We start from the raw sequence: 22,206 nt of genomic DNA, 5'->3' as shown, positions 1-22,206 counted from the left end.
CATTGTGCGACACCTATACGTTTCCTCATGCGACATCTGCGAGTCTTGAGGGCGGGCAGATGTCGCGAACGCTCATGTGCGGATTTCCGCGCTGGTCGTTTACAGTGCCGCCCGCATGCCGCCAAGGTGGAGGTATTCCGGAGCAGGTCCGGCGCCAGAAGAGGAAACGTCAGTGTCACTTGATCCCAGAACCCCGGTGCTCGTCGGCTACGGCCAGGTCAACCAGTACGACGAGAACCCGGCCGGCGAGCCTGTCGACCTGATGGAGGCCGCGGCCCGGGCCGCCGCTAACGCGCGCGTCCTCGAGGCGGTCGACGCCGTCCGGATCGTCAACCTGCTGTCGGTGCGGTACCGGGACCCCGGCTTACTGCTGGCGCAGCGCATCGGTGCGGCCGACGCCGTCACCCGGTACACCCCGATCGGTGGCAACGTGCCGCAGTCGCTGGTGAACCAGGCGTGCCTGGACATTGAGCGGGGCCGCAACGACGTGGTGCTGATCGCCGGCGGGGAAACCTGGCGTACCCGAACACGGTTGAAGGCGCGCGGCGAACGACTCACCGGCACCGAGCAGGACGAGTCGGTGCCACTCGCACCCAGTGACCCCGAATTCACCATGGCCGGGCCCGCAGAACTGCGGATCGGGCTGGTGGCGCCGTCGCACGTGTACCCGATGTTCGAGCAGGCGTTGCGGATCGCGACGGGGGAGGGCATCGAGGAGCATCGTCGCCGGATCGGCGAGCTGTGGGCCCGGTTCAGTCAAGTGGCAGAAGGCAATCCGCACGCCTGGAGTCGGGACGCGGTGTCTGCCGAGCAGATCTGGCAGCCCGGTCCGGACAACCGGATGATCAGCTGGCCGTACACCAAGCTGATGAACTCCAACAACATGGTCGACCAGGGTGCGGCCCTGATCCTGACTTCGGTGGGCAAGGCCGAAGAATTGCAGATTCCCAGGGACCGGTGGGTTTTCCCACACGCCGGCACCGACGCCCACGACACCTATCTGATCGGGGAGCGGGCGAGCTTCTCCGGGTCGGCGGCGATCCGCATCGCGGGCCGTCGGGTGCTGGAGCTCACCGGGCTCGGCATCGATGACATCGATGCGGTCGACGTGTATTCGTGCTTCCCGTCGGCGGTGCAGGTCGCCGCCCGTGAATTGGGACTGGCCCTCGATGATCCGGCGCGTCCGTTGACCGTGACCGGTGGCCTGACCTTCGCCGGTGGGCCGTGGAACAACTATGTGTCGCATTCGATCGCCGCCATGGCGGAGCGGCTGGTGGCCAATCCTGGCCAGATCGGGCTCATCACCGCCAATGGTGGTTACCTGACCAAGCACAGTTTCGGCGTCTACAGCACCGAGCCGCCGGCACGTGAATTCCGTTGGGAAGATGTGCAATCCGAGGTCGACGCCGAACCGACCGTGGTGGCCGAGGATGAATGGTCCGGAACCGGCACCGTGGAAACCTGGACCACGCCGGTCACCCGCGAGGGCGTTCCCGAAAAGGTCTTCGTGGCTGTCCGGACACCCAGCGGCAGCCGGGCCCTCGCCGTGATCACCGACCCGTCGCAGGCCGAGGCCAGCATCCGCGACGACCTCGCGGGTGCCAAGGTCACCGTTGGCGCGGACGGCACCGCCGGGCTGGAGTAAGCCGACAGCGAACAACGGCCTGCCGCGGGGAATAGATCGGGTACCTCCGTCGCTGAACCGATGCACTAGTGCCGACGGTGCCCGTCGCCGAGGTTGTGCGATCCCAAAAGCATTGTCGGAGTTCGTGAAGGGACACCGCGATGGCCACAAACTCTGCGTCAGTTGGCTTCCACCCCGCCGCGGCCGCGATGCACTGGTGGTCGGACAAGACCACCGCGTTCGTGACCCGGTTGCATCTCGCTGCGAAAGTCCGCCAGCCGGAGACTTTCCGTCACAAGGCATTCGAGCAGGCCGCCACCGAGCGCGAAATGTGGCGACTCTGAGTCGTTGCGCGTGACGACATGACCCACATACGTCATGCTGATTGCCGGTCCGTCGTCGTCGGGAGGTAACGGTGTCAGTGGCGTCGAACGTCGTCGTCGGCGTCAACGCGGTGTTCTTTGCGGGCATGGGCCTGCGGGCCCTGACCGCCCCCGCGGAGATGTTGCGGCCCTTCGGAATCACATTGGGCGGCCCCGCATCTCGGGCAGAGGTACGGGCGGTCTACGGCGGTTTCGGGTTGGCCATCGCGGCGATCCTCGGATACGCCATCGCAGCTCCCGAGCAGGTCCGTACCGGCATCGTGGTCACCGTGAGCGTGGCGTTGCTCGGGATGGCATTCGGGCGCATCGTGTCCGCGGTCGCCGGTGACCGAACACCGTTCTACCCCAATTGGTTCTACGGCTTTGCCGAAGTTCTGCTCGCTGCATCGCTGTGGTGGGCCGGCTAGCGCCACCAAAGACAAATGTTCCCCGATACGCCGTTGTATCGGGGAACATTCCTGTTTGCTCCTGAAGAGCAAAACTAGGGGGCCATCGTCAGCCAGTCCGGGAAGCCCGACGGATCGTGGCGACCGAGCGCGCCGTGCTCGAACAGGCCCCAGCCTTCGGCCGGCGGCTTGTTGCCCTCATGGCACACCGCACGGCCGACGTGGTCGATGACGCCGAAGCCGGAGCGAGCGATGATCGCCGGATCGGTCATGTCGTAGGTGAGGCGCTCGGTGAACGTCTCGCCCTTCCACGTGCCGTGCAGCCAGTCGGCGTCACCGCCGTAGCCGCCGCCCACGTGGATTGGCACGGGCAGCTTGGATTCCACGTCGAAGCGGACGGGCGTGCCGTCCAGCGCCGTCGCCTCGATGGTGGCCCCGGTGGGAATGCGGGTACCGGAGACGTAGTGGATCTTCACGCGCGGCCAGCCGAGCTGCTCGACGCGGCCGTCCTTCCAGACACGACTGCAGTCGTTGAGTGACCGGAAGCCGTCGGGGGCCTCTTGGATGATCATCACGAGCGAGAATTCCTCGAACGCCAGCGGTACGTACAGCCACCACATGCCCTCGAAAGGCGGGTCTGCCGGCCGGCCGGCGGGCTCGGCCTCACCGACGGGACGGATGCCCCAGGACCGGTCACGCGAACCGATCCACGTGTCCGGGCTGACCTCGATGTCCTCGCCGTCGATGGCGAGGGTGCCGCTCCAGGAACCCAATTGCGCGAAGCGCTGCGCGTTCAGTGTGACGCGGTTGCCCTGGCGCATGATGTGCGGCTGCTCCTGCACGACGTCGAACAGGCCGTTCCATGTCAGGTCAGCGGCGATGCCCTCGGTCTCGTCGAGCACGATGCGCACCTGGTGCAGTGGGTCGGTGACCTCGATGCGGTAGCCGACGACGTGCTGATTCAGGCGGTCCTGGTCGATGGCGTCGGACAGGTGCACGGCGGTCTGGGTATCACCGCGGCGGACCAGGAAGTAGGCGTCCTTCACCCCGAGGTTGGGGTAGTAGCCCATGCCGGTGATGACGAAGATGTCGCCGGTGCGGTCGTGGGCGTTGAAGTAGCAGCGGTCGTAGAAGTTCCGGTCGCTGGACCCGGGCCACGCGATGGGCTGCGGGACCTGGTGGATCGGGTATTCGTCCATGGGGCCGAGCATCAGGCTGTTCCTTCCAGGAGCTTCTCCAGCAGCGACTTGTGGTAGAAGAGCGACTCGAGGTCGTCGGGCTGTTCCATCTCGCCGAAGTGCACGCGGCGGGCGCCGGTGCGCATGAACACGCAACACCACACCACGCCGGAGTAGATGTAGAACCAGCGCAGGTCACCGACCTCGACGCCGGTGAAGTTCTTGTAGGTCGCGCGAACGTCCTCTTCGCGCAGCACGTCCGGCAGGCCGGGCAGCCCGGCCAGGCCGCCGAGCTCTTGGAACACCTTGTGCGCGAAGATGATCCACGAGACGTCGAACTCGCGCGGGCCGACGGTGGCCATCTCCCAGTCCAGGACCGCGGAGGGGCGGAAGTCCTGGTACATCACGTTGCCGATGCGCGAATCACCCCACACGAGAACCGATTCGGATGCCGCGACGTCCTCGGGGAAGTTCTCCTCCAGCCAGACGAGGGCACGCTCGACCAGCGGTGAGCGGCCCAGGCCCGACGCTGCGAACTGGTACCACTCCTTGAGCCAGCCGAAGTGCCGGCGCAGCGCAGTGTCGCCCGGCGGGTCGATTTCCTGGAGAAAGCCGAAGGTCTTTTCCGCGTCGGGGATCGAGTGCAGCTTGGCGATGGCCTCCACGGTGCTGTCCTGCAGCGTGCGTTGCTGCTCCGGGGTGGCGTCGGCGAACCAGTTGCCGCCGAATGTATACGGCATGACGTCCGGCGGCACCACGCCGTCGACGCAGTCCATCAGGAAGAACGGCGAGCCGAGCACCTCGCCGGTGTTCTCCAGCCAGCGGACGCGGGGGACCGGGACGTCGGTGAGTTCGGCGGCCAGGCGCATGACGTCGAACTGGTGGTCCAGTCGGTAGGACGAGAAGACGGGGACGTCCTCGGTGGTCGGCGCGACCCGGACGACCCACTTCTGCTCCACCGGCGTGCCGCCCTCGGTCCACCGGCCGGTGATGATGATTGTCTCGGAAGACATTCCGTTCGAGTCGACGCCGCTCTCGACGGTGATCTCGGGCTTGATGCCGCCTTCCATCACGGTGGACAGCCACTGTGACAGGATGTCCGGAACTGTTGTCACGTCACGGCTGGAGCGCTGAATATGGTCGACGTTCGTCTCGACCGTGACGGAGCTGTCCGCCGGTTGGTTCGGCACTGAACCTTCCTTCCCGAGATAATTACGATACGATGCGTAGCGTTATGAAATCAGACCTGCAAGCGGTTGACAAGCCCTCTGGCGCCGGTCGGCCACGCGATCCCCGGATCGACGCCGCGGTGTTGACCGCTGCCGCCGAACTGCTGCCCGAAGTCGGCTACGCCAATCTGACGATGGCGGCCATCGCCGAACGTGCGGGAACGACGAAGACGGCGCTGTACCGCCGCTGGTCGAGCAAGGCCGAGTTGGTGCATGAAGCGGCGTTCCCCACGACGCCGACCGCGCTGTCGACCCCGGAAGGGGACATCGTCGGCGACATCCGCGCCATGATCGCCGCAGCGCGCGACGTGTTCACCAGCCCGGCCGTGCGGGCTGCGCTTCCGGGACTCATGGCGGACATGAGCGCCGACGAGGAGCTCAACGCGCGGGTCGTCGCACGCTTCCATGGGCTGTTCGACGTGGTGCGGGTGCGGCTCGAGCATGGCATCGAGCGCGGCGAGGTCCAGGCCGACGTCAAGCCTGAACGGCTCATCGAGATCATCGGTGGCGCAACGATGCTGCGGATGTTGCTGCATCCCGAGAGTGAACTCGACGAGCTGTGGGTCGACGAGACGGCGACCATTGTCACGCATGGAGTGATCAGCGGGGCTTGACGGTCTCGCCGGAAGCTCTTGGGCGCCAGCGCCTTTGAATCAGCATGGGACCTGATCACGGTGTTGCCGAGTGCGGTTCTGAACCTCGTCATCCGCGTGCTCTCGGGCTGGCGCGAGCGAATGGCCGTTGGGCATCCGCCACGGCGACGAGCTCGAACACTTCCGCAACCAGGCTACTTGGTTAGCCGTGTCGCGACGGTGCGTCGCCTACGATTGCTGATGTGCCGGATATGGATCGTCGCAAGATCATGATGATGGTTGGCCTCGGCGCGGTTACCACCGTGCTGGGATCCCCGAGGGCTGACGCCGACCCGTTGCCCGTTGCCCCAGGTCCGGGGACTGGCCCGGGGGCCGCGCCTGCTGCGCCTGCCGGCTCAGCGGCAGGCCCGGCAATGCTGTTCCGGGACGAATTCAACGGCCCCGCGGGTGCCCCGCCGGACCCGGCGTGGTGGTTCATCGTGCCTGAGCGCGAGGTCATCCGAAACCCCGTCGAATGGGACCAGCCGTACAACATGGGCCGGTACGTGACCGATCAGGAGCACGTGTTCCAGGACGGCAAGGGCAACCTCGTCATCCGGGCCACCCGTGGTCCCGGCGCGAACATCCGGGAGCGTTACGCGAGCGCCAAGGTCGTCGGCAACTGGCGCGGAGGGGTCGGCACCACCTGGGAGGCGCGGATCAAACTGAACTGCCTCACGGACGGCGCCTGGCCGGCCTTCTGGCTGCTCAATGACGATCCGGTCCGCGGCGGCGAGGTCGACCTGGTCGAGTGGTACGGCAACCGGGACTGGCCATCGGGGACGACGGTGCACGCCCGGTTGGACGGCACGTCGTTCGCCACCGACCCGCATCCGATCGACAGCGGGTGGCATACCTGGCGGATGACCTGGCAGCCGACCGGAATGTACTTCTGGAAGGACTACGCGCCGGGGCAAGAGCCGTTCTTCGCGGTGCCGGCCAATTCGTTGGACGACTGGCCCTTCAACGATCCGGGGTACACCTTGGCCCCGGTGTTCAACCTGGCCATCGGTGGGTCCGGCGGTCGCGAGCCTGCCGGCGGCAATTACCCCGCCGAGATGCTGATCGACTGGATCCGCGTCTTCTGATCAACGGTCCGGCGGTGGCCGGGGTCCGGACCGTGCGCCGTCGGCGTGATCGGCTCGATCCGGGTGCCTTGGTGATGCCGAGCGGTGCTGCCGCCTAGTTGGTCGACAGCGCCCGCGACGGACGCCAGGCCGCAAATCCGACGACGAGCCCGAGGAACGGGATCGCGGCCAGAACCGTGCTGAGCGTCGCGCTGCCACCGGTGACGAGCGTGAAGTTCGACAGCACCAGCCACAGGCTGCCCAGCAGACCGAGCACGGCCAACGCCGGAGCGATGCGCGTCGTCCACAACCCGTCCATCCCCAGCTCTCGGTTACGCAGGAAGAACACCAGCACTGCCACCGAAGTGGTCAGCATCAGTAGGACCATGCCGACCGTTGCGACCCCGGCCATCGAGCCGAACACCCCGACCAGCGGATCGATGCCGAGGATCGCCAGTACGGCGACAATCATTGCGGCGGTGGCGGTTTGCACCAGCGAAGAGAACGACGGTGATTCGTGGTCGTCGTGCACCGTGGCCAGCCGAGCGGGCAGCAGGCCCTTGCCGGCCAACACGAACTGATAGCGCGCGATCACGTTGTGGAAGGACAGCACGCAGGCGAAAAGGCTGCTCAGCAGGAGGACGTTGACGATGTCGCGGCCCACGATGCCCAGCATGTCGCCAGTGGTGTCCAGCAGCATATTGCCCTCGCCGGCAAGGGTTTTCCGCGCCACAGTCGCGACCTGATCCGGACCGACGGCCACCACGAACGCCCACACCGTGATGGCGTAGAACGCGCCGATAATGATCACCGCGGCGTAGGTGGCGCGCGGGATGGTCTGCTCGGGATCACGGGCTTCATCGCGGAACACGGCGGTGGCCTCGAACCCGATGAACCCGGTGAGGGCGAACAGAATGGCGATGCCAATGGTGCCCTGAGTGAAGGTGGCGGGTGCGAAGGAGGTGAAGGTGACACCGGCCGGGCCGGGTTTGGCGACCATCACCGCGTCCAGCACGACGACGATGCCGATCTCAAGGGCCAACGCCACGCCCAGGACCTTGGCGCTCAGCTCGATGTGCCGGTAGCCGAGCACTGCGACGATTGCCGGCACGATGAATGAGTAGACGGGCCAAGGGATTACCGGGCCGTGGTAGTGGGCGACGGTGTCGGAGATCGCCCATCCGATGTAGCCGTAGATGCCGATCTGGATGGCGGTGTAGGCGATCAGTGCGACGACCGCGATGCCCTTGCCCATGCGCTCGCCCAGGCCGACGGTCACATAGGAGAAGAACGCCCCGGCCTCGGGAACGTGTGGCGTCATGGTCACGAAGCCGACGCTGAAGACCAGTAGCACCAGGGCGGCGATCACGAATCCCACCGGGGCGCCGGCGCCGTTGCCCAGGCCCATAGCCAACGGCATGTTGCCGCCGATCACGGTCAGCGGGGCGGCAGCCGCGACCACCATGAAGACGATGCCGACGGGGCCCAGGCGCCCGGAAAGCCGCCGCCCCTGCGTCTCGGCCGATGCAGTGGTCATGAAATCTCCTCGGGTGCAGGGGTATTGGGGTCCAACGCGTGGCGCAGCAGATCGTGGTCGATGGCGTGGGCAGTGAAACCGTTGTGTCCGGTCAGGGTGGTGGCGGCGACCATCGCGTTGACGATCGCCTCCTCAGTCGCCTCGATGGTGAGGTCGAACAGCCGGGTCATCAGTTGCGGTGCGACCATCCGCAGGGCCACTTCCGGGTGTGCGGTGGAGGCGTCCTCATCCCATGCATATGGTGGGATGCCGCGGTTACCTGTCGAGAATGCGAGCATCAGGTCACCGCTGTACTGCTCGCCGGTGCCGCCGAGACGGCCCACCGCCAGCGCCGAGCGCTGCGCCAGTCGGGTGCACTGATGGGGGAGTAGCGGGGCATCGGTGGCGATGATGACGATGATCGAGCCCGATCCCGGGGCGTACTGCTTGGGCAGGTCCGGCAGCGGCACCTGGCTGGGTCCGATGAGTTCGCCGACCGGCACGCCGTTGATCCGGAGTCGTTCCCGCCGGCCGTGATTGGCCTGGACGAGTACGCCGACGGTGTACTGCCCGACGGCTGTCTCGGTGCGGCGCGATGCGGTACCGATGCCACCTTTGAAGCCGTGACAGATCATCCCGGTGCCGCCGCCCACGTTGCCCTCGGCGGGCGGTGCCGTGGACGCCGCCTCGAGCGCTTGGCGGGCGTGCTCGGGACGGACGTGAAAGCCGTTGATGTCGTTGAGGAGTCCATCGTATGTTTCGCCCACGACTGGCAGTGACCAGTAGAGGCCGGCGCCGCGGGCGCGGACCTGGGCGGCCACCAGTTCGTCGCGCACGACGCCGACGCTGTGGGTGTTGGTCAGTCCGATCGCGCTCGTGAGCTCGCCGGATTCGCGGATCCACTCCAGCCCGGTGAGTTCGCCGCTGCCGTTGAGGCGGTGTGAACCGGCGAACACCGGCTCGGTCCAGATGCCGTCATGCGGAACGACGACCGTGACGCCGGTGTTGACGCCGCCGTCCTGCAGCGTGGTGTGCCCGACCCGCACGCCCTCGACGTCGGTGATGGCGTTGGCCGGGCCAGTGGGGTGCTCCCCGATGACCACGCCGAGATCTCTGGCACGCATTGCTTCTCCCGAGTTTTTTTCCAGATTGGAAAAGAACTATGCGCCCGCGTGCCACGTCTCGCAAGAGAACGGGCAAGATTGGTGCCATGGCCCGGCCCAACAAGCAGGAGGAGCGGCGTCGCGAGATCATGGACGCCGCGATCGCACTGATCGAGCGACACGACTTGGCCACCCTCAAGCTGGCCGACGTCGCCGAGGAACTGGGGCTCACCACCAACGCGGTGCGGTACTACTTCAAGGACATGACGCAGTTGCTCTCCGAGCTGGCGCTGCGTTCCGACGTGCGGTTCTACGATGCGCGGCTTGAGTTGCAGCGGTCATCGGCCGACGCCCGCGAGCAGCTGGTGATGACGATGGCTGCCGGCCTGCCCACCGGGCCCGAGGACGCCGAGTGGCGTGCGATCTGGCGGGCCGTGCTGTCGGCCGGCTTCGAGCTTGACCAGCGCAGCGACGTGCAGGGCATTTATCACCGGCAGGTCGGCCTGTACGCCGATCTGCTGTCGGGCGGCCAGGAGAGCGGCGTGTTCCGGTTGCTGCACCCGGCGCGCGATATCGCCATGACCTTGATGTCGATGGAGGACTACTTCGGCTACCGGATCGCCGCACGCGATCCGGACCTGAGCCGGCCGACGGCGCTGCGGCTGATGCGCCAGTATGCGGAGCTTGTGGTCGGAGTGCCGCTTCCTGAGATCGACTGAGCTGCAGGCGGATTACTGATTGGCGAACTGCTCATCCGGCCGGCTCCTTCGTTACCACGACGGGTTCAAGGCAACCGATTCGCCGGGATTCCATCCGCTTAGTTTCAACCGCTTAGGGAGGCCAGGGGTGGTCAGGATCATCGTCTTCGGCAGGCAGTGCGAATGCCGTTCGCCGGTAATGGTTTTCCAGGCTGCGCCATTCGCTCGTGCTGTGCGTTTTGCCGATCTATCAACAGTCACTCCTGTCCACGGCTAGGAGTCAAGGAGCCCGCAGGTGTAGACGATCGCGACGGAGGAAGGGTCGAGCAGGTCCTGCCCAAGCAGCCCGGTGAATCCGTCGTCAATAACACGCTGGGCCAGCGCGGCGCGGGTGGCGTACCAGCATGTGGGGCACAGCCGGCCCAGCACAGCCTCAGTGGGGCCGTCGCCGTTGACGAGGGTGTCACGGTCTGCGGCCACAGTCACCGAGTTGGCAACCAGAACAGCCAATTTCGCGCAGAGCAGTTCGCGCATTGCCGCCGCTGTCCGGGAGAGATCAGCAACGGCGGGTGGGCCGAGATCGTTTCATTCGCCGCGCGCGATGCGCGCCAGACAGTTCTGGCCGCCGCTGAGGGTGGCGCTGCGGCCTAGGGGTAGGGCGATCCATCCGGTTGCTAGTCATCGAATTCGTACCCTGCTGCCGTGGCGGTGGTGATGAGCGCGGCGATGGCATCGGAGTCGGTCACCGCGGGACGCATCAGGTCGGCCAGTGCCAGCAGCTGGTCACGGTCACCGTAGGCGGCGAATGTTCCTGCCTCTGGGTCGAATTCGAACGCATCTGACAGATCTGGGCGGTGGCTGCTGATCAGGTATTCGGCCACTCCAGTCCAGAAGTCGCCGTTGGGTGTATGGCCGTGCTCTTCCACGGCCGCGTCGACGGTCAGATCGCCCGTGCTCAGCAGCAGCGCGACGGATGCAGGGTCTTCGTCGTCGAGGAAGAATGGGTTCACCTGTGAAACCTCTGATTCTCGTTGTGTGGGTTTACGGTTCGCCGCTGATGCGGGCGGCGAGTTCGCGCTTGAACGCTCTCTGGTAGTACGGGTTCACGTCGTCGCGGTCCAGCTGGAGCATCTGGTTGACCTGGTAGCCGAGCTTGTCGGTGCGCAGATCCGCATCGATCACCTCCAAAGTGGGGTGCCCCGCCAACACGGTGAAATCGTCGGGTTGCAGGGCGTCGCTTTGTACCCGCAGGTACCGCAGGGCAGGGGCGTGTGCGATCGGGGTGAGGTCATCGAGGCCTTTGAGTTTGGCGACTTCCACGACCATCAGATCATTGAGTGCGCCCAGATCGGGCAGTGCCCCAACGGGCAGGCTTTCCAGCCACAGGGTCACCAGGGACGTGCAGCCCCCGATCGGGGTCAAGTCGGTGACCTTCGTGCGATACATGTCCAGCGAGATGAGATGCGGCAGCCGGGTCAGGGCAGACAGGTCGTTGAGCCGCCCCATGGTGAAGTACACCAATCTTAACTGTGTTGACCCGGTGAGGAATTCAAGGTCGTCGCGCTTGGCGCTGGTCAAGCTCGCTGAGCGCAGACCAGGAATCTGGCCGAGGACATCAAGCTCCCGTGAGTGATCAGTGATCGACACACTCCGAAGCGCAGGTAGTTCGGTCAGCACCTCCAGCGATACCCGCCGCTTCGTCGGTCCCAGGTCCAGCGATTCCAACTGTCGTAGATGTCGCAAGCCCTCCACCGACTGGAGCGACATGCACTCCACCGTCAGATCGGTGAGCCATCCGAACTCGGCGAGAAAATCCAGGTCACGCAAGCCTTCGCCGAAGATATTGACGAATAACCCCAGATGCGGGTGCCGGGACATGTACTGCGCCAACAGCTGCCAGTCAGCGGCCGACGAGGCGTCGCCGGTATCTCGGATGATGATCCTGCGGAAATCCGGACGTTCGGGCAACTGATCCGTGGTCACCGGGCTCCACACAGTATGGGCAACCGGCGGCCGCGCCTTCGGGACTGCCGGACGTTGATCGGTACTCATCTCATTTCCCCGTCGTCGTGAGTTTCCCCGGTCGGCGATGCTACCGCCGACCGGGGAACGATCGCCGCTCTCGTTTGCCCTACGGATGGTTATGGTGCGACTTGCTCTTACGCCGTTTCGGCTTCTGTCTGCCCTTCGAGCTGCCTTCCTTATGGCCGGATGCCGACGAGCCGCTCGGGGAGCCCCGGTGGGATTCGTTGGCTTCGCGCGTTGTGAGCTAGATCACCGTTCGGTTCTGCCTCTGATTCCCGACTACACCTTGCACAGGCTCGTCATCGGCGACGGGTCCAACGGGTCGGTCTGCTGGACAGGGGATGTGGTCATGGGTGGTCTCTCACCGATGAAGGTGGTACCCGCACTGCGGGTGTTGTCCCCATCCGGGAACTGATGTCGATGACCGAACTATCACCCGGCCGACCCGGCGGGCCGGATACTCACCAGGACTGGGCGCCCTACTCCGACTTGGCGCAAGCGGCGGAGGCATATCTGCGCGATCCCGCGATCGCGTTGGAGGCGCTGTACCGGGTAATGGACCCGGCCGCGATCAAGGCATTCGTCATGGAACGCACACTCGAAGAAAAGGATTCGCGCGAATCGTTGTACCAAGAGGTCGCGGTGACCGACGGTCGGACGTTACTGCTGTGGATGGGTGACGACGAACTCACCGACGACGACGATCCTGAGCCCGGCGAACCCTTGCTGACGTCCACGCTGCGCTCGATTCCGTTGTCTGCGTTGACCGACCGCAATCTCAAGGTCGGGTATCGCGTCGATCACCGCGGTGGACGGTCACTGCACAGTGTCGAACTGCGGCTCGTGACCACGACGGCCGATTACACGCTGGCCAAGACCCCAGCGAGAACCGAGGCGTTCAGCGAGGAACTGGTGTTCAGCAAGTCTGTCACCGACGGCGGGCGAGCACAGATGGAACGGTTGATTCAATTCGGAAGGGTGCTGGCCGCGCATGGCTGACTGGGCATCACACAGGCATCTTCAGCAGGCGGTCATGCTCGGCATTCGCAATCCCGAAGCAGCGCTGAACAATCTGCGCCCTTTCCTCGACTTCGACGGCGCCTACTCATTCGTGCTCACGGAGCGCCCGACGTGGCAGGAGGTTGCGATCACTGACGGCCGGCGGCTGATCCTGTGGCACGGCTCGGACACTGAATGCGCCGGTCACGATGATCGATTGCCGCACCCGATGTTCCAGTCCTCGGTGCGGACCGTTCTGCTGTCGCGGCTCAGTGATCAGGCTTTGCACACCGATTACGACGTGCTACCTGACGGTTCTCACGAGCTGGTGTCGGTGCGCCTCCGCCTGTATACGCCGATAGTCAACAGCACAACCCGAACCACTCCTGAGGACAGCCAGCACTACGTCGAGTGCTACCTCTTCGACAAGAACGCAGACGATGGTCAGGAAGAAATGGGACGACTTCTCGAATTTGCGGCCGCACTGTCGATTTCGACCAGTGTGTAACGGACCGCCGGGCGCGACGGGGACCGACGCTGCCGATATCACCCGAGGAGCACAGGGGGTCAATGTGTTTCGTGACGTACCGAGGATTATCCGATGTTTCGCATCAGTGCCGGCACTGTTCTGGACCGCGATCACGGCTGCCGCCCGCAAGCCGGGAGAGCCGGCTGACCGGAGAAATCCAAATGATCCGGGACAGTACTTCGCGGACGATCCGTGGGTGGATTGAAACAGTTTTTGGCCACGGAAAGAGGAGACATGGCGGCACGAACGGCAACGAACAAGCTGCTGTGCGACATGATGATCGCACCCGACCGCGGCATCGTGGTAATTGAAGATGCTGGGGCGCAAGGGATTACTGGCATCTACATCCAGTCCGGCATCGACCCTGAACCTGCGCCGGTGCAACAGGCACTGCGGGTACAGACCATGAGCGCCGACGAGTGCGACGCCGTCGGACGGCAGCTTCGGGTTCGCGTGCTCTCCGGCTCGGACACTGGCGGATTGGGCGTCCGGGCCTTTGATGGCCACCTCAACATCGCCAGCGGACTGCTGGCCATCGGTGATCGCAGTAACCCCGACCGTCAATTGCTCGTCGGCCCATCGGGTGTGATCGGCGTCAGCGTGTTCGTGGGTAACGACATCGACGCCTCTTGTTGCAACGCTTCCGGTATCGGTTACCCACCATCAGGTCCCAGCGAGGTCACCTTGTTGCTGCACGGAGATTCCTGGCACACCTACACAGTGCGCAACACGGTTGACCGTTGGCAATTGCGATGTTAGATCGCCCCCGAAGCTCCGGGCAGTGTGCTATTCAAAGTCATGCTGCCGAAAATCTGTGCATTGCCCGCATCGGTACTGCTGGTGACGGCTCCGCTGGCGCACGCTGATCGTGCGGAACCGGTCCCGCTGTACGGGAGCTACGACACGTTTCTCGATCATTCGCGGCAGACGTTCAACGGCCGTCCCGACACCTCGGACCCGTCGACCCAGGCGGCCCTGTTCCGGACCGTGTGCGACGCCGGTGGTTGTATTGCGCACTGGCTGAGAATGACTGAGCTCAAAGAGAATCCGAACGCACCGGTGCTGTTCGACTACCGCTGGACGGGCGACCGCTGGGAGTCATCGGGAGACTATCCGTTCCACTGCGGCCCGAATGGTGCTGCGGTGACGGCATTCCGGTCCGATTTCCTGAAACCCGACGGCGACGGCAGTTTCTCCGGGGAGCGGACGTTCACCGTGGCCGCACCGGGCTGTCCGGGTGACGGGGCCGGGACCTACTGGCTGCCGTTCACGTTGACGCCGACGTAGCTGACCGTGCCGTCTCACGTGGTGGACCTACGGGGATGGATGAAAACCCCTTCTGCACGCACCGTCACGCCGTCAGACGTAGCGATATGGCCCACGGCAAAGGTTTTCACACCCTCGATGCGGTCGATATGGGCTGCGATCCGGACAGGTCCCAGCGCGGTGCCCTTCTCGTAGCGGATCGTCAGCGTTCCCGTGACTGCGGGTTGGCCGGGTTTGTGTGCTGTCGCACCCAAGACATGGTCGAGCAGCAAAGCGCAGATACCCCCATGAACCTGGCCACTGGGTCCTTCGTACGCCGCACCCAATGTGGTTTCGGCCCAAGCCGTTCCGTCATCGTCGTGATGAACGTCGAGCGGGGGAGCGAGCGCGTTACGCAATCCGATGACCGCGTTGCCCCAAGCGATGGACGACCCGCTGACCTCCTGTTGGACACCGAATGAGCCCGGCATCAGCGCACGGCCGAGTTCGTCTGTGGCAGCGTCGATTTTGGCGCGGACTGATTCGATGGTCGCGGCGTCACATTCGCTGCGAATCGTGAAGTCGACGAGTCGACGGACCGAGTCTGTGAGGGACGCGTAGAGCGCTTCGGGGACCTGAGGTGCGTTCGTCTCCCTCATGCGGGGTCCGCTCGCCGGTTCCCTCCGCGCACCGTGTGCCGCGAAGGCTGCGTGCACCCCTTGGTTCCTGAGTCCCATGTCGCTCCTTGTCTACTGATGACCTGGCAATCACTGTCGGTCGGCGTGGCGTCGTCGAGCAAGGCAAAATCCCGGTTGGCGGTCGAGGTGCGACGTCTTCAGAGGCCCGATTGTTAACCTGAGAGTGTGGGAGAACCCGAGACGTCAGACATACCTTCGCTGCCCGCGATCAACTGGGCCTTGCTGGGGATGCTGTCGTACGAGCGCGAGCTGTCGGGCTATGACATCCGCAAGTGGATCCACTGGAGCATGCGCTTCTTTTTCGGAAGTCCCGCCTACAGCCAGATTTACGCAGAGCTGAAGAAGCTGGAAAAGCTCGGGCTGCTGAGTTCGCGCGTGGAGGGAAAGGGCGCTCGTTACCGGCGACTCTACAAAATTACCGACAAGGGATTGGATGCGGTTTCTCGGTGGGCCAAGGAAGCACCGATAGAGCTGCCTACGCTGAAGCATCCAGCGATTCTGCGGGTGATGTTGGGCCATTTGAGCGCTCCGGCCGCGCTCAAGAAACTCTTGCACGAACACGTTGCTCAAATCGACCAGTTGCAGCGTGAAGCCGCCAGGGAAGCCAAGTGGTCCGGCGCTGATCCCACGTGGGGTTACGCCAAACTGGCCTTGACCTGGGCCGACCGGTATTATACGTCTGAACGGGAGCTTGCCCTGAACCTCATCAAGGATTTGGACGAGGCGGAGGCAACCCTGCCGAACACGAGCAAGGGCGGCGCCATCGCCTGGCCCGATCTCTCCTTCTGGTACGAGGTCGAACGTAGGGCGGCTGCCGAAGACGCCGCCGACTGACGTCGGGGCGTCTCACCGAGCCTGTGCGGCCAGTCTGTTCTGCGCAGCGTGCTGAGCGGCAATGTGGCCGAAAACCAGACCTTGTGCGATGGTGGCGCCGGCACCCGGATACGTGCGGCCGAAGGCGTTGGCGGCGGTGTTCCCGATCGCGTACAGACCGTCGATGACCGTGCCGTCCTCCCGCAGTACGCGCGCATGACCGTCGGCGAGCAGACCACCACAGGTACCGAGATCGCTGAGCACCATTTTCACGGCATAGAACGGACCACTCAGCAGCGGACGCAGATTGGGGTTCGGCGTGATCGTCGGATCGCCGTAGTAGCGGTCGTAGGCGCTCCGGCCGCGCCCGAAATCCGGGTCCTCACCCGCGAACGCGTTCTCGTTGAACCGGTCCACTGTCGCACGGAAGGTACCCGCCGGAACGTTGATCTGTGTGGCGAGATCGGTGAGATTGTCTGCCCGAAAAGCGATTCCGGCGTCATACCAGCGCCGGGGTATCGGCATCCGGGGAAACAGCTCCGCCGCGAATACGTAGCTGTTGCGGTACTGCTGATCGAAAACGATCCACATCGACTCAACCGGGGTGGCGGCAGCTTCAAGTTCCAGTATCCGCTGACCGAAGCTCATGTAGTCCGCCGATTCATTGGCGAAACGGCGGCCCGTCTGATCGACGATGAATGATCCGGGCAGCGAGCGTTCGGCCAGCATGACCGCAGGGGCCGCGCCGGGCAGCGGTGCCACTGCGGGGAACCACCACGATTGATCCATTGAGGCGATACCGGCGCCGACCTCCTGGCCTATCCGGATGGCGTCGCCTGTGTTGGATCGTGCTCCCAAGCTGAGATTGCGTCCGAGGGATTCGGACTGGAACTTCCACCGCATGTCCATGTCGTGGTCGAATCCGCCCGCGGCGAGCACCACGCCGTGCCGGGCGGTGATCGTGAATACGGAATCCGCATGGATGACGGTCGCGGCGGTCACCCGACCATCGTCATCGGTGACGAGGCCGGTCAGCGAGGTGTCCAGCCAGATGGGAATGCCGGCGCGAATCGCGCCGGCGAACAGGCCGGCGGCCAAGGCCTGCCCGCCGGCGGCGTAGCGGCGACCCAGTGCGAGTCCGCCGAGTCCCTGCGCGAGGCGCTTGACGACCGTGGGTAACCCCTTGCGCGGCATCCGGCTCATCAGGTTCAACCAGCGGTAGTCGGCGCCCGTCGTCGGCATTGGAATGCTGACCTCCATTACTCCGGGACGCAGGTCAGCCAGGTACTCACCGAGAATCGAGGTGTTCAACGGGCGGCATTCGCAGGTGCGGCCGGCGGCTGAACCGCCGGGTGCCTCGGGGTGGTAGTCGGAGTAGTCCTTCGCCCAGAACAGCTTCATCGGAGTGGTCCGGCGCAGCATGTCGACCGTCGCCGGCAGGTTGCGCAGATAAGCGGTCGAACGGTCCTGCGGAGCTGAATCACCAACGACCGCATCGAGATAGGTGCTCGCCCGCTGTGCGGTATCGACGCCGCCGCACTCTTCGATGACGGGGCTCGCGGGCAGCCACAGGGCGCCGCCGGAACGGGCCGTTGAACCACCTACGTAGGAGGACTTTTCGATCACGAGTACCGACAAGCCCTGTTCACGTGCGGCCAGTGCGGCGCCCAGGCCGGTGCCGGACCCGACGACGAGAAGGTCGACTTCGGTATCAGCGATGGTCAGACCAGCGGGGATCGTGGTGTGCGTCGAGGCGGTCACGGTCAATGACATTAAAACCGCAGAGACACATTTCTCGCCGGGAAATTCCTGTCAGCGGGAACGCCGATCTCCCGGCAAGCGGCGCGCACAGTTCAATGATGTTGTCAGGATGGCGATTTCAGATTGAAGGACGGACCGAACAATGACAGCCGAATCCGAAACCGACGACATCCGGTTGATCGAAGCTGGCTCGGTGCCGACCAGGTTTGCCAGAGGCTGGCACTGCCTGGGTCTCATCCGTGATTTCGCTGACGGAAAACCGCACCAGATCAACGCTTTCGGGCAGAAGCTGGTGGTGTTCAGCGGCGAGGACGGCGCCATCAGTGTCCTGGACGGATACTGCCGGCACATGGGTGGCGACCTGTCCCAGGGCACGGTCAAGGGAAACGAGATCGCGTGCCCCTTCCACGATTGGCGCTGGGGTGGGGACGGCCGATGCAAGCTGGTTCCGTATGCCAAGCGCACACCGCGGCTGGCCCGCACCGCGGCTTGGCCCACATTGCAGCAAGACGGCATGCTGTTCGTGTGGAATGACCCCGAGCACAATGAGCCACCACAGGATGTGACCATCCCTCGCATCGAAGGCGCCACCAGCGATGGTTGGACCGACTGGCACTGGTACACCACGGTGGTGCACACCAACTGCCGCGAGATCATCGACAACGTGGTCGACATGGCGCACTTCTTCTACATCCATGGCTCGCTGCCCACCCACTTCAAGAACATCTTCGAAGGTCACGTCGCGACCCAATACATGAAAAGCGCGGGACGGCCTGATCTTGGCGATCCCGAGGAGGGCGTGACGATTCTGGGGACGACATCCCTGGCCGCCTACCACGGACCGTCATTCATGATCGATGAGCTGACCTACCACTACGAGGGTTTCGATCAGCACACTGTGTTGATCAACTGCCACTATCCGATCGACGAGAACTCCTTCGCGCTGCAATACGGCATCGTCGTGGAGAAGAACCCGTCCATGCCCGACGAGCTCGCCGTCGAAACAGCCATCGCACTGGGTGATTTCGTCAAGATGGGTTTCGAGCAGGACGTGGAGATCTGGCGTAACAAGACTCGCATCGACAATCCGCTTCTCGTCGAAGAAGACGGGCCGGTGTACCAGTTGCGCCGTTGGTACGAGCAGTTCTATGTCGACGTCGCCGATGTCACGCGGGACATGGTTGACCGGTTCGAATTCGAGCTGGACACGACGCGGCCCCGGGAAGCGTGGATGAAAGAGGTCGAGGCGAATCTTGCTGCCCGGGCCGCGGCGTCCAGTCCTATCGGGTGATGGCGGCACCGCACGACAACCGGCTCGACGACATGTCGATGGTGCCGGTGGATTGCCTGCGGTGCGGAGCTGCCGTACTGGTCCGCAAGAGCAGCTGGAGTCAGACCAGCGTGCAGTGGACCGGTACCGCTCTCGGTCGTTGTGAAGAGCGCTGCACCGTACAACAATTGGCGGCGTATGGAGATCGCAGCCTGTTCCTGGCGTGCTCGGCGCTCAGCGGAGCGATCGATGATGCCGTACGCGCGGGGACGCTTCCGGTCGTCGACGGCAGCTTCTCAGACTGATGAAATGGGCTGCGCCGTCAGTCACGGCGCAGCCCCACGGTTTCTAGCTGGACACCGTCACGTCCATGAGAGGGAGCCGCTCCATCGCGGTGGCCCGTGGATCCGGCGCAGCCGCCGCGGCCGCGTGGTTCTCTTCACCACGGGTGTAGGTCCACACGCAGAACGGCTCACCTTGGGCGAATTTGAAGTCCTTGGGTGGCAGGTTGATGGCCAGTTTGCAGCCAGGAAAGAACGGTGCCGAAATGCGTTGCTCGAAAGTGCAATTCATCCAGGCGCGCGCTGGCGGGTACAGGCCCTCGTCGGTGTACTTCTGCAGCACCTCGCAACGGCGCATGTTCAACACGACGTGGTCCGGGTTGTAGACGATGTATTCGCCCCCGTAGCCCAGGGTGCCGTCGATGCTCAACACCGCCAGTTTCAGGAAGTCCACCACATGCACCGGCTCGATCTTGAGGACCTTCGCCAGTTTCGGGTACTGGTAGTCGATGATGAGCTGGTACATGTCGGGCAGCCCCAGCCATACCTCCTCTTCGGGAATGATCTTCGTCCATTGGTCGATGAGGTAGTTGTGCCCCTTGAGGTACTGGTCCCAGTAGGTCTTGATCAGGCGGATCAGAGCCGGCTTCGTGAGATCCTCGGTCTGTACGTCGAACGGAATCGCTTGGTATTGCGCGTCTTTCCAGTCCCAACCGGGCGGAGCGATGAAGCGTCCCATGGGCATGACCTGACGCATGCCGGCCCGGGAGACCTGGGCGGTCACATCCATCGCGGCATTGATGCCGACCTTCTCCGAATAGATCTTCACGTGCGCATACGGCATGAAGTTCAGAACATCCTCGAACACGCGTGCCAGGCCGACCAGGAAGTCGCGGGAGAAGTCCTGGATGTTGCCGACCTTGCCCATGAAGTCGTGGGTGTAGTCGTCGTAATTCAATTCCATGGTCTCCGTGGTGATTTCTACAGATTCGGGGGTCATGTTTCCTCCTCGGTGGGCTGTGCTGCGTGAGCATCAATAGGCGCGGGACGGTTAGCGACCACTGTTACGCGGCGGGCATCCCGCTGTCAGATTCAGCATGCATGTCAGAATCTGACAGGTTCAACGGTAGTGTTCGGGAGACGTACGTCACTACCGGATTCCCTGTCATCGGGATACGGATTGCCGTGCCGGCGCCGCATTGCAAGGGAGACGAAATACTATGAGCCGCAACGCCGAAACCAGGAGGATGCATGCGGGCTGAGGGTAGGACGGCGACGCTGACGGAGCGCCGTGCCGAGGAGCTCCGACTGGATATCGCCATTGCCGCGCGTGACATCTTCCTCGCGGAGGGATCGACGTCGGCGACGGTCGAGCGCATCTGCCAGGCCGTCGGTATCGCGCCGCGGACTTTTCATCGGCATTTTCCGGTCAAAGAAGACGTCGTCATGCCGCTGTTCCGTCAGTTCGGCAGGCTCAGCGTCGAGGTATTGTCGGCCGCTCCGCCAGACGGTGATGTCGTGGACATCCTCGTGGACGCATTCAGTACCGAGGTGCCCAAACGTGGACAGGTGGAGTTCGACCGCACGTTCATGGCACTGGTGGTCGGTGCACCCCAGTATCGGCTGCGTTGGTTGGACTGGGGTCAAGAACTTGTCGGGCCGATCACCGAGTTTCTCGACACCCGGATCGGCCTGGACGATGATCCGATGACGCGGGAGTTACCGGCGCAGTTGATCATTCAGGCGTGCCGGCATGCCTATGTGCAGTGGGTCGAGCACGGTGACTTCGACCGCCTGCGATCGGTGCTGCGGACCGGGATGGGGATGGTTGTCGGGGCCTTGCCGGGCGCCGAACCGGGAAACTGATGGGTGCCTCGTCCGGTAGGGCCCCGCGGCACGCCGGTCCTGCGCAGCTTCCCGTGCGGAACCGGCGTGCTTTCTTGACATCGAGGCATCGTGCCCGAGGGAAAGTCGGGGGACTACGCGTGCGCGCCGCCGTCGACCCGGATTTCGGTGCCGGTGATGAATGCGCCGTCGTCGGAGGCCACCATGGCGATCACCGCGGCGACAGCACTCGGATCGCCGAGGATCGGGTTGTCCCGGCCGTGCAGTAGCGGCGTCTGCTTGGCCCACAATCCCAAGTCGTAGCCTTCGGGCATCTTCTCGAGTGTGGTGTTGGCCAACGCGGTAGAGACACCGCCTGGCTGGACGTTCACCGCACGCAGGCCCTGTTTCGAGTACTCCAGTGCCAGTGAGTGGGTGAAGCTCAGGACCGCGCCCTTGCTGGCGGCGTAGGCCGCCATGTAGGGGTGGGCGAAAGTCGCCGCGGTGGAGGTGAAGTTCACCACCACGCCACGGCCCGACTCCAGCAGGGCCGGGAGTGCCTGACGTGTCATGAGGAAGGTACCGGTGAGATTGACTGCGAGCGTCCGGTTCCAGTCCGCCAACGTGGTCTCGTGGGTATGCGAACAGGTCTGTATCGCCGCGACGTTGACGAGTACGTCGAGGCCACCCAACTCAGCCACCGCACCGTCGACGGCGGCGATGACTGCATTCTCGTCCGAGATGTCGAGTGTCGCGGTGGTCAGGCGCTTGGCGGTGCCGGCGTTTTCCGCAGCGTCGGCAGTGGTCGCCAGTCCGTCGGCGGCGATGTCGTAGGCCACCACGGTGGCGCCCTCATCGAGCAGCCGTGCGGTGGTGGCCGCGCCGATGCCGGACCCGGCCCCCGTCACGATGACGCGACGGTCGGTGAAACGATCCATTTTCCAG

The 22,206-nt window shown here is 64.3% G+C and carries 25 protein-coding genes; 14 read left to right on the top strand and 11 right to left on the bottom strand.

Translation table 11 applies throughout. The features are described 5' to 3' along the window. Positions 1-172: 172 nt before the first annotated feature. From ACZ5IQ_RS20115 to ACZ5IQ_RS20105, 3 genes are all read left to right on the top strand, one after another. Entirely contained in the window at positions 173-1,645 is a 1,473-nt protein-coding gene (locus ACZ5IQ_RS20115) for an acetyl-CoA acetyltransferase (RefSeq protein ID WP_212806466.1), read from the top strand. A gap of 140 nt (positions 1,646-1,785) precedes the next feature. Then, positions 1,786-1,968: a hypothetical protein gene (locus tag ACZ5IQ_RS20110; RefSeq protein ID WP_212806465.1), complete on the top strand. Its 183-nt coding sequence runs from the start codon at positions 1,786-1,788 to the stop codon at positions 1,966-1,968. Between the two features lie 77 nt (positions 1,969-2,045). After that, positions 2,046-2,414, top strand: coding sequence for a DUF4345 domain-containing protein (locus ACZ5IQ_RS20105; RefSeq protein ID WP_212814719.1), 369 nt, complete (start codon positions 2,046-2,048; stop codon positions 2,412-2,414). Between the two features lie 74 nt (positions 2,415-2,488). Here the strand turns inward: ACZ5IQ_RS20105 and ACZ5IQ_RS20100 are convergent, their stop codons facing one another. Together ACZ5IQ_RS20100 and ACZ5IQ_RS20095 are read right to left on the bottom strand one after the other, a co-directional pair. Further along, positions 2,489-3,604: an Rv3169 family protein gene (locus ACZ5IQ_RS20100; RefSeq protein ID WP_244872828.1), complete on the bottom strand. Its 1,116-nt coding sequence runs from the start codon at positions 3,602-3,604 to the stop codon at positions 2,489-2,491. Continuing rightward, a complete protein-coding gene (locus ACZ5IQ_RS20095) occupies positions 3,604-4,761 on the bottom strand; it encodes a phosphotransferase family protein (protein WP_212806464.1) in 1,158 nt (385 codons plus the stop codon). Before ACZ5IQ_RS20095 ends, ACZ5IQ_RS20100 begins: the two co-directional genes overlap by 1 nt. Positions 4,762-4,805: 44 nt before the next feature. Between ACZ5IQ_RS20095 and ACZ5IQ_RS20090 the strand changes: the two genes are divergently transcribed. Both ACZ5IQ_RS20090 and ACZ5IQ_RS20085 read left to right on the top strand, forming a co-directional pair. Beyond that, positions 4,806-5,414 (top strand): TetR/AcrR family transcriptional regulator, encoded by a 609-nt coding sequence (locus ACZ5IQ_RS20090; RefSeq protein WP_212806463.1) that lies wholly within the window; start codon positions 4,806-4,808, stop codon positions 5,412-5,414. 230 nt (positions 5,415-5,644) lie between these two features. Further along, the gene (locus ACZ5IQ_RS20085; protein ID WP_346416876.1) at positions 5,645-6,520 is read left to right on the top strand and encodes a glycoside hydrolase family 16 protein; all 876 of its coding nucleotides are present in this window, start codon (positions 5,645-5,647) and stop codon (positions 6,518-6,520) included. Between the two features lie 94 nt (positions 6,521-6,614). Here ACZ5IQ_RS20085 and ACZ5IQ_RS20080 read toward each other — a convergent pair whose 3' ends face one another. Both ACZ5IQ_RS20080 and ACZ5IQ_RS20075 read right to left on the bottom strand, forming a co-directional pair. Continuing rightward, entirely contained in the window at positions 6,615-8,036 is a 1,422-nt protein-coding gene (locus ACZ5IQ_RS20080) for an APC family permease (RefSeq protein WP_346416844.1), read from the bottom strand. Beyond that, positions 8,033-9,139, bottom strand: coding sequence for a DmpA family aminopeptidase (locus tag ACZ5IQ_RS20075; RefSeq protein WP_212806461.1), 1,107 nt, complete (start codon positions 9,137-9,139; stop codon positions 8,033-8,035). Before ACZ5IQ_RS20075 ends, ACZ5IQ_RS20080 begins: the two co-directional genes overlap by 4 nt. A gap of 86 nt (positions 9,140-9,225) precedes the next feature. Between ACZ5IQ_RS20075 and ACZ5IQ_RS20070 the strand changes: the two genes are divergently transcribed. Then, a complete protein-coding gene (locus tag ACZ5IQ_RS20070) occupies positions 9,226-9,837 on the top strand; it encodes a TetR/AcrR family transcriptional regulator (RefSeq protein ID WP_212806460.1) in 612 nt (203 codons plus the stop codon). Between the two features lie 252 nt (positions 9,838-10,089). On the opposite strand, the gene ACZ5IQ_RS20065 is transcribed toward ACZ5IQ_RS20070, so the two are convergent. The 3 genes from ACZ5IQ_RS20065 to ACZ5IQ_RS20055 form a co-directional block, all read right to left on the bottom strand. Beyond that, positions 10,090-10,350: a hypothetical protein gene (locus ACZ5IQ_RS20065; protein WP_406774189.1), complete on the bottom strand. Its 261-nt coding sequence runs from the start codon at positions 10,348-10,350 to the stop codon at positions 10,090-10,092. A gap of 140 nt (positions 10,351-10,490) precedes the next feature. Then, complete coding sequence (locus ACZ5IQ_RS20060) at positions 10,491-10,826, bottom strand: Imm51 family immunity protein (RefSeq protein ID WP_212806458.1); 336 nt, start codon at positions 10,824-10,826, stop codon at positions 10,491-10,493. Positions 10,827-10,857: 31 nt separating this feature from the next. Next, complete coding sequence (locus ACZ5IQ_RS20055) at positions 10,858-11,706, bottom strand: leucine-rich repeat domain-containing protein (RefSeq protein WP_464480138.1); 849 nt, start codon at positions 11,704-11,706, stop codon at positions 10,858-10,860. 555 nt (positions 11,707-12,261) lie between these two features. On the opposite strand from ACZ5IQ_RS20055, the gene ACZ5IQ_RS20050 reads away from it, so the two are divergent. The 4 genes from ACZ5IQ_RS20050 to ACZ5IQ_RS20035 all read left to right on the top strand — a co-directional run bounded on the left by ACZ5IQ_RS20050 (position 12,262) and on the right by ACZ5IQ_RS20035 (position 14,656). Continuing rightward, positions 12,262-12,840, top strand: a complete 579-nt coding sequence (locus ACZ5IQ_RS20050) for a hypothetical protein (protein ID WP_212806456.1) — start codon at positions 12,262-12,264, stop codon at positions 12,838-12,840. Continuing rightward, positions 12,833-13,348: a hypothetical protein gene (locus ACZ5IQ_RS20045; protein ID WP_212806455.1), complete on the top strand. Its 516-nt coding sequence runs from the start codon at positions 12,833-12,835 to the stop codon at positions 13,346-13,348. The genes ACZ5IQ_RS20050 and ACZ5IQ_RS20045 overlap by 8 nt, the downstream gene beginning before the upstream one ends. A gap of 255 nt (positions 13,349-13,603) precedes the next feature. Then, positions 13,604-14,128, top strand: a complete 525-nt coding sequence (locus ACZ5IQ_RS20040) for a hypothetical protein (RefSeq protein ID WP_212806454.1) — start codon at positions 13,604-13,606, stop codon at positions 14,126-14,128. Between the two features lie 39 nt (positions 14,129-14,167). Then, on the top strand, positions 14,168-14,656 hold the full coding sequence (locus tag ACZ5IQ_RS20035) for an MBOE_33420 family protein (RefSeq protein ID WP_212806453.1): 489 nt from the start codon (positions 14,168-14,170) through the stop codon (positions 14,654-14,656). 14 nt (positions 14,657-14,670) lie between these two features. On the opposite strand, the gene ACZ5IQ_RS20030 is transcribed toward ACZ5IQ_RS20035, so the two are convergent. Beyond that, positions 14,671-15,273: a PaaI family thioesterase gene (locus ACZ5IQ_RS20030; protein WP_020102778.1), complete on the bottom strand. Its 603-nt coding sequence runs from the start codon at positions 15,271-15,273 to the stop codon at positions 14,671-14,673. A gap of 204 nt (positions 15,274-15,477) precedes the next feature. Here ACZ5IQ_RS20030 and ACZ5IQ_RS20025 point away from each other — a divergent pair, with 204 nt between their 5' ends. After that, positions 15,478-16,146 (top strand): helix-turn-helix transcriptional regulator, encoded by a 669-nt coding sequence (locus ACZ5IQ_RS20025; RefSeq protein ID WP_212806452.1) that lies wholly within the window; start codon positions 15,478-15,480, stop codon positions 16,144-16,146. Positions 16,147-16,158: 12 nt separating this feature from the next. On the opposite strand, the gene ACZ5IQ_RS20020 is transcribed toward ACZ5IQ_RS20025, so the two are convergent. Further along, entirely contained in the window at positions 16,159-17,886 is a 1,728-nt protein-coding gene (locus tag ACZ5IQ_RS20020) for a 3-ketosteroid-delta-1-dehydrogenase (RefSeq protein WP_212806451.1), read from the bottom strand. Positions 17,887-18,028: 142 nt separating this feature from the next. On the opposite strand from ACZ5IQ_RS20020, the gene ACZ5IQ_RS20015 reads away from it, so the two are divergent. Then, positions 18,029-19,177, top strand: a complete 1,149-nt coding sequence (locus tag ACZ5IQ_RS20015) for a Rieske 2Fe-2S domain-containing protein (protein ID WP_053855895.1) — start codon at positions 18,029-18,031, stop codon at positions 19,175-19,177. Beyond that, positions 19,177-19,461, top strand: a complete 285-nt coding sequence (locus ACZ5IQ_RS20010; protein ID WP_053855896.1) for a hypothetical protein — start codon at positions 19,177-19,179, stop codon at positions 19,459-19,461. Before ACZ5IQ_RS20015 ends, ACZ5IQ_RS20010 begins: the two co-directional genes overlap by 1 nt. 43 nt (positions 19,462-19,504) lie before the next feature. Here the strand turns inward: ACZ5IQ_RS20010 and ACZ5IQ_RS20005 are convergent, their stop codons facing one another. After that, positions 19,505-20,437 carry a hypothetical protein gene (locus tag ACZ5IQ_RS20005; RefSeq protein WP_212806449.1) on the bottom strand — a complete coding sequence of 311 codons (933 nt, stop codon included), beginning with the start codon at positions 20,435-20,437 and terminating at the stop codon, positions 19,505-19,507. 251 nt (positions 20,438-20,688) lie between these two features. Here ACZ5IQ_RS20005 and ACZ5IQ_RS20000 point away from each other — a divergent pair, with 251 nt between their 5' ends. After that, entirely contained in the window at positions 20,689-21,303 is a 615-nt protein-coding gene (locus tag ACZ5IQ_RS20000) for a TetR/AcrR family transcriptional regulator (protein WP_212806448.1), read from the top strand. Positions 21,304-21,416: 113 nt separating this feature from the next. Here the strand turns inward: ACZ5IQ_RS20000 and ACZ5IQ_RS19995 are convergent, their stop codons facing one another. Beyond that, positions 21,417-22,199, bottom strand: a complete 783-nt coding sequence (locus ACZ5IQ_RS19995; protein ID WP_212806447.1) for an SDR family NAD(P)-dependent oxidoreductase — start codon at positions 22,197-22,199, stop codon at positions 21,417-21,419. Positions 22,200-22,206 lie beyond the last annotated feature (7 nt).

This window comes from Mycobacterium toneyamaense, assembly GCF_055384815.1.
Note: the sequence above shows the minus strand (reverse complement) of the source record. Positions and strands in the feature narration are given on the sequence as shown.

What these genes read in the sequence shown, in the direction of transcription:
- ACZ5IQ_RS20090 (WP_212806463.1), top strand. Translation starts at nt 4,806, where the DNA reads ATGAAATCAGACCTGCAAGCGGTTGACAAGCCCTCTGGCGCCGGTCGG.
- ACZ5IQ_RS20040 (WP_212806454.1), top strand. Translation starts at nt 13,604, where the DNA reads ATGGCGGCACGAACGGCAACGAACAAGCTGCTGTGCGACATGATGATC.
- ACZ5IQ_RS20110 (WP_212806465.1), top strand. Translation starts at nt 1,786, where the DNA reads ATGGCCACAAACTCTGCGTCAGTTGGCTTCCACCCCGCCGCGGCCGCG.
- ACZ5IQ_RS20070 (WP_212806460.1), top strand. Translation starts at nt 9,226, where the DNA reads ATGGCCCGGCCCAACAAGCAGGAGGAGCGGCGTCGCGAGATCATGGAC.
- ACZ5IQ_RS20080 (WP_346416844.1), bottom strand. Translation starts at nt 8,036, where the DNA reads ATGACCACTGCATCGGCCGAGACGCAGGGGCGGCGGCTTTCCGGGCGC.
- ACZ5IQ_RS20045 (WP_212806455.1), top strand. Translation starts at nt 12,833, where the DNA reads ATGGCTGACTGGGCATCACACAGGCATCTTCAGCAGGCGGTCATGCTC.
- ACZ5IQ_RS20050 (WP_212806456.1), top strand. Translation starts at nt 12,262, where the DNA reads ATGACCGAACTATCACCCGGCCGACCCGGCGGGCCGGATACTCACCAG.
- ACZ5IQ_RS20015 (WP_053855895.1), top strand. Translation starts at nt 18,029, where the DNA reads ATGACAGCCGAATCCGAAACCGACGACATCCGGTTGATCGAAGCTGGC.
- ACZ5IQ_RS20005 (WP_212806449.1), bottom strand. Translation starts at nt 20,437, where the DNA reads ATGACCCCCGAATCTGTAGAAATCACCACGGAGACCATGGAATTGAAT.
- ACZ5IQ_RS20085 (WP_346416876.1), top strand. Translation starts at nt 5,645, where the DNA reads ATGGATCGTCGCAAGATCATGATGATGGTTGGCCTCGGCGCGGTTACC.
- ACZ5IQ_RS20100 (WP_244872828.1), bottom strand. Translation starts at nt 3,604, where the DNA reads ATGCTCGGCCCCATGGACGAATACCCGATCCACCAGGTCCCGCAGCCC.
- ACZ5IQ_RS20075 (WP_212806461.1), bottom strand. Translation starts at nt 9,139, where the DNA reads ATGCGTGCCAGAGATCTCGGCGTGGTCATCGGGGAGCACCCCACTGGC.
- ACZ5IQ_RS19995 (WP_212806447.1), bottom strand. Translation starts at nt 22,199, where the DNA reads ATGGATCGTTTCACCGACCGTCGCGTCATCGTGACGGGGGCCGGGTCC.
- ACZ5IQ_RS20035 (WP_212806453.1), top strand. Translation starts at nt 14,168, where the DNA reads ATGCTGCCGAAAATCTGTGCATTGCCCGCATCGGTACTGCTGGTGACG.
- ACZ5IQ_RS20010 (WP_053855896.1), top strand. Translation starts at nt 19,177, where the DNA reads ATGGCGGCACCGCACGACAACCGGCTCGACGACATGTCGATGGTGCCG.
- ACZ5IQ_RS20065 (WP_406774189.1), bottom strand. Translation starts at nt 10,350, where the DNA reads ATGCGCGAACTGCTCTGCGCGAAATTGGCTGTTCTGGTTGCCAACTCG.
- ACZ5IQ_RS20030 (WP_020102778.1), bottom strand. Translation starts at nt 15,273, where the DNA reads ATGAGGGAGACGAACGCACCTCAGGTCCCCGAAGCGCTCTACGCGTCC.
- ACZ5IQ_RS20000 (WP_212806448.1), top strand. Translation starts at nt 20,689, where the DNA reads ATGCGGGCTGAGGGTAGGACGGCGACGCTGACGGAGCGCCGTGCCGAG.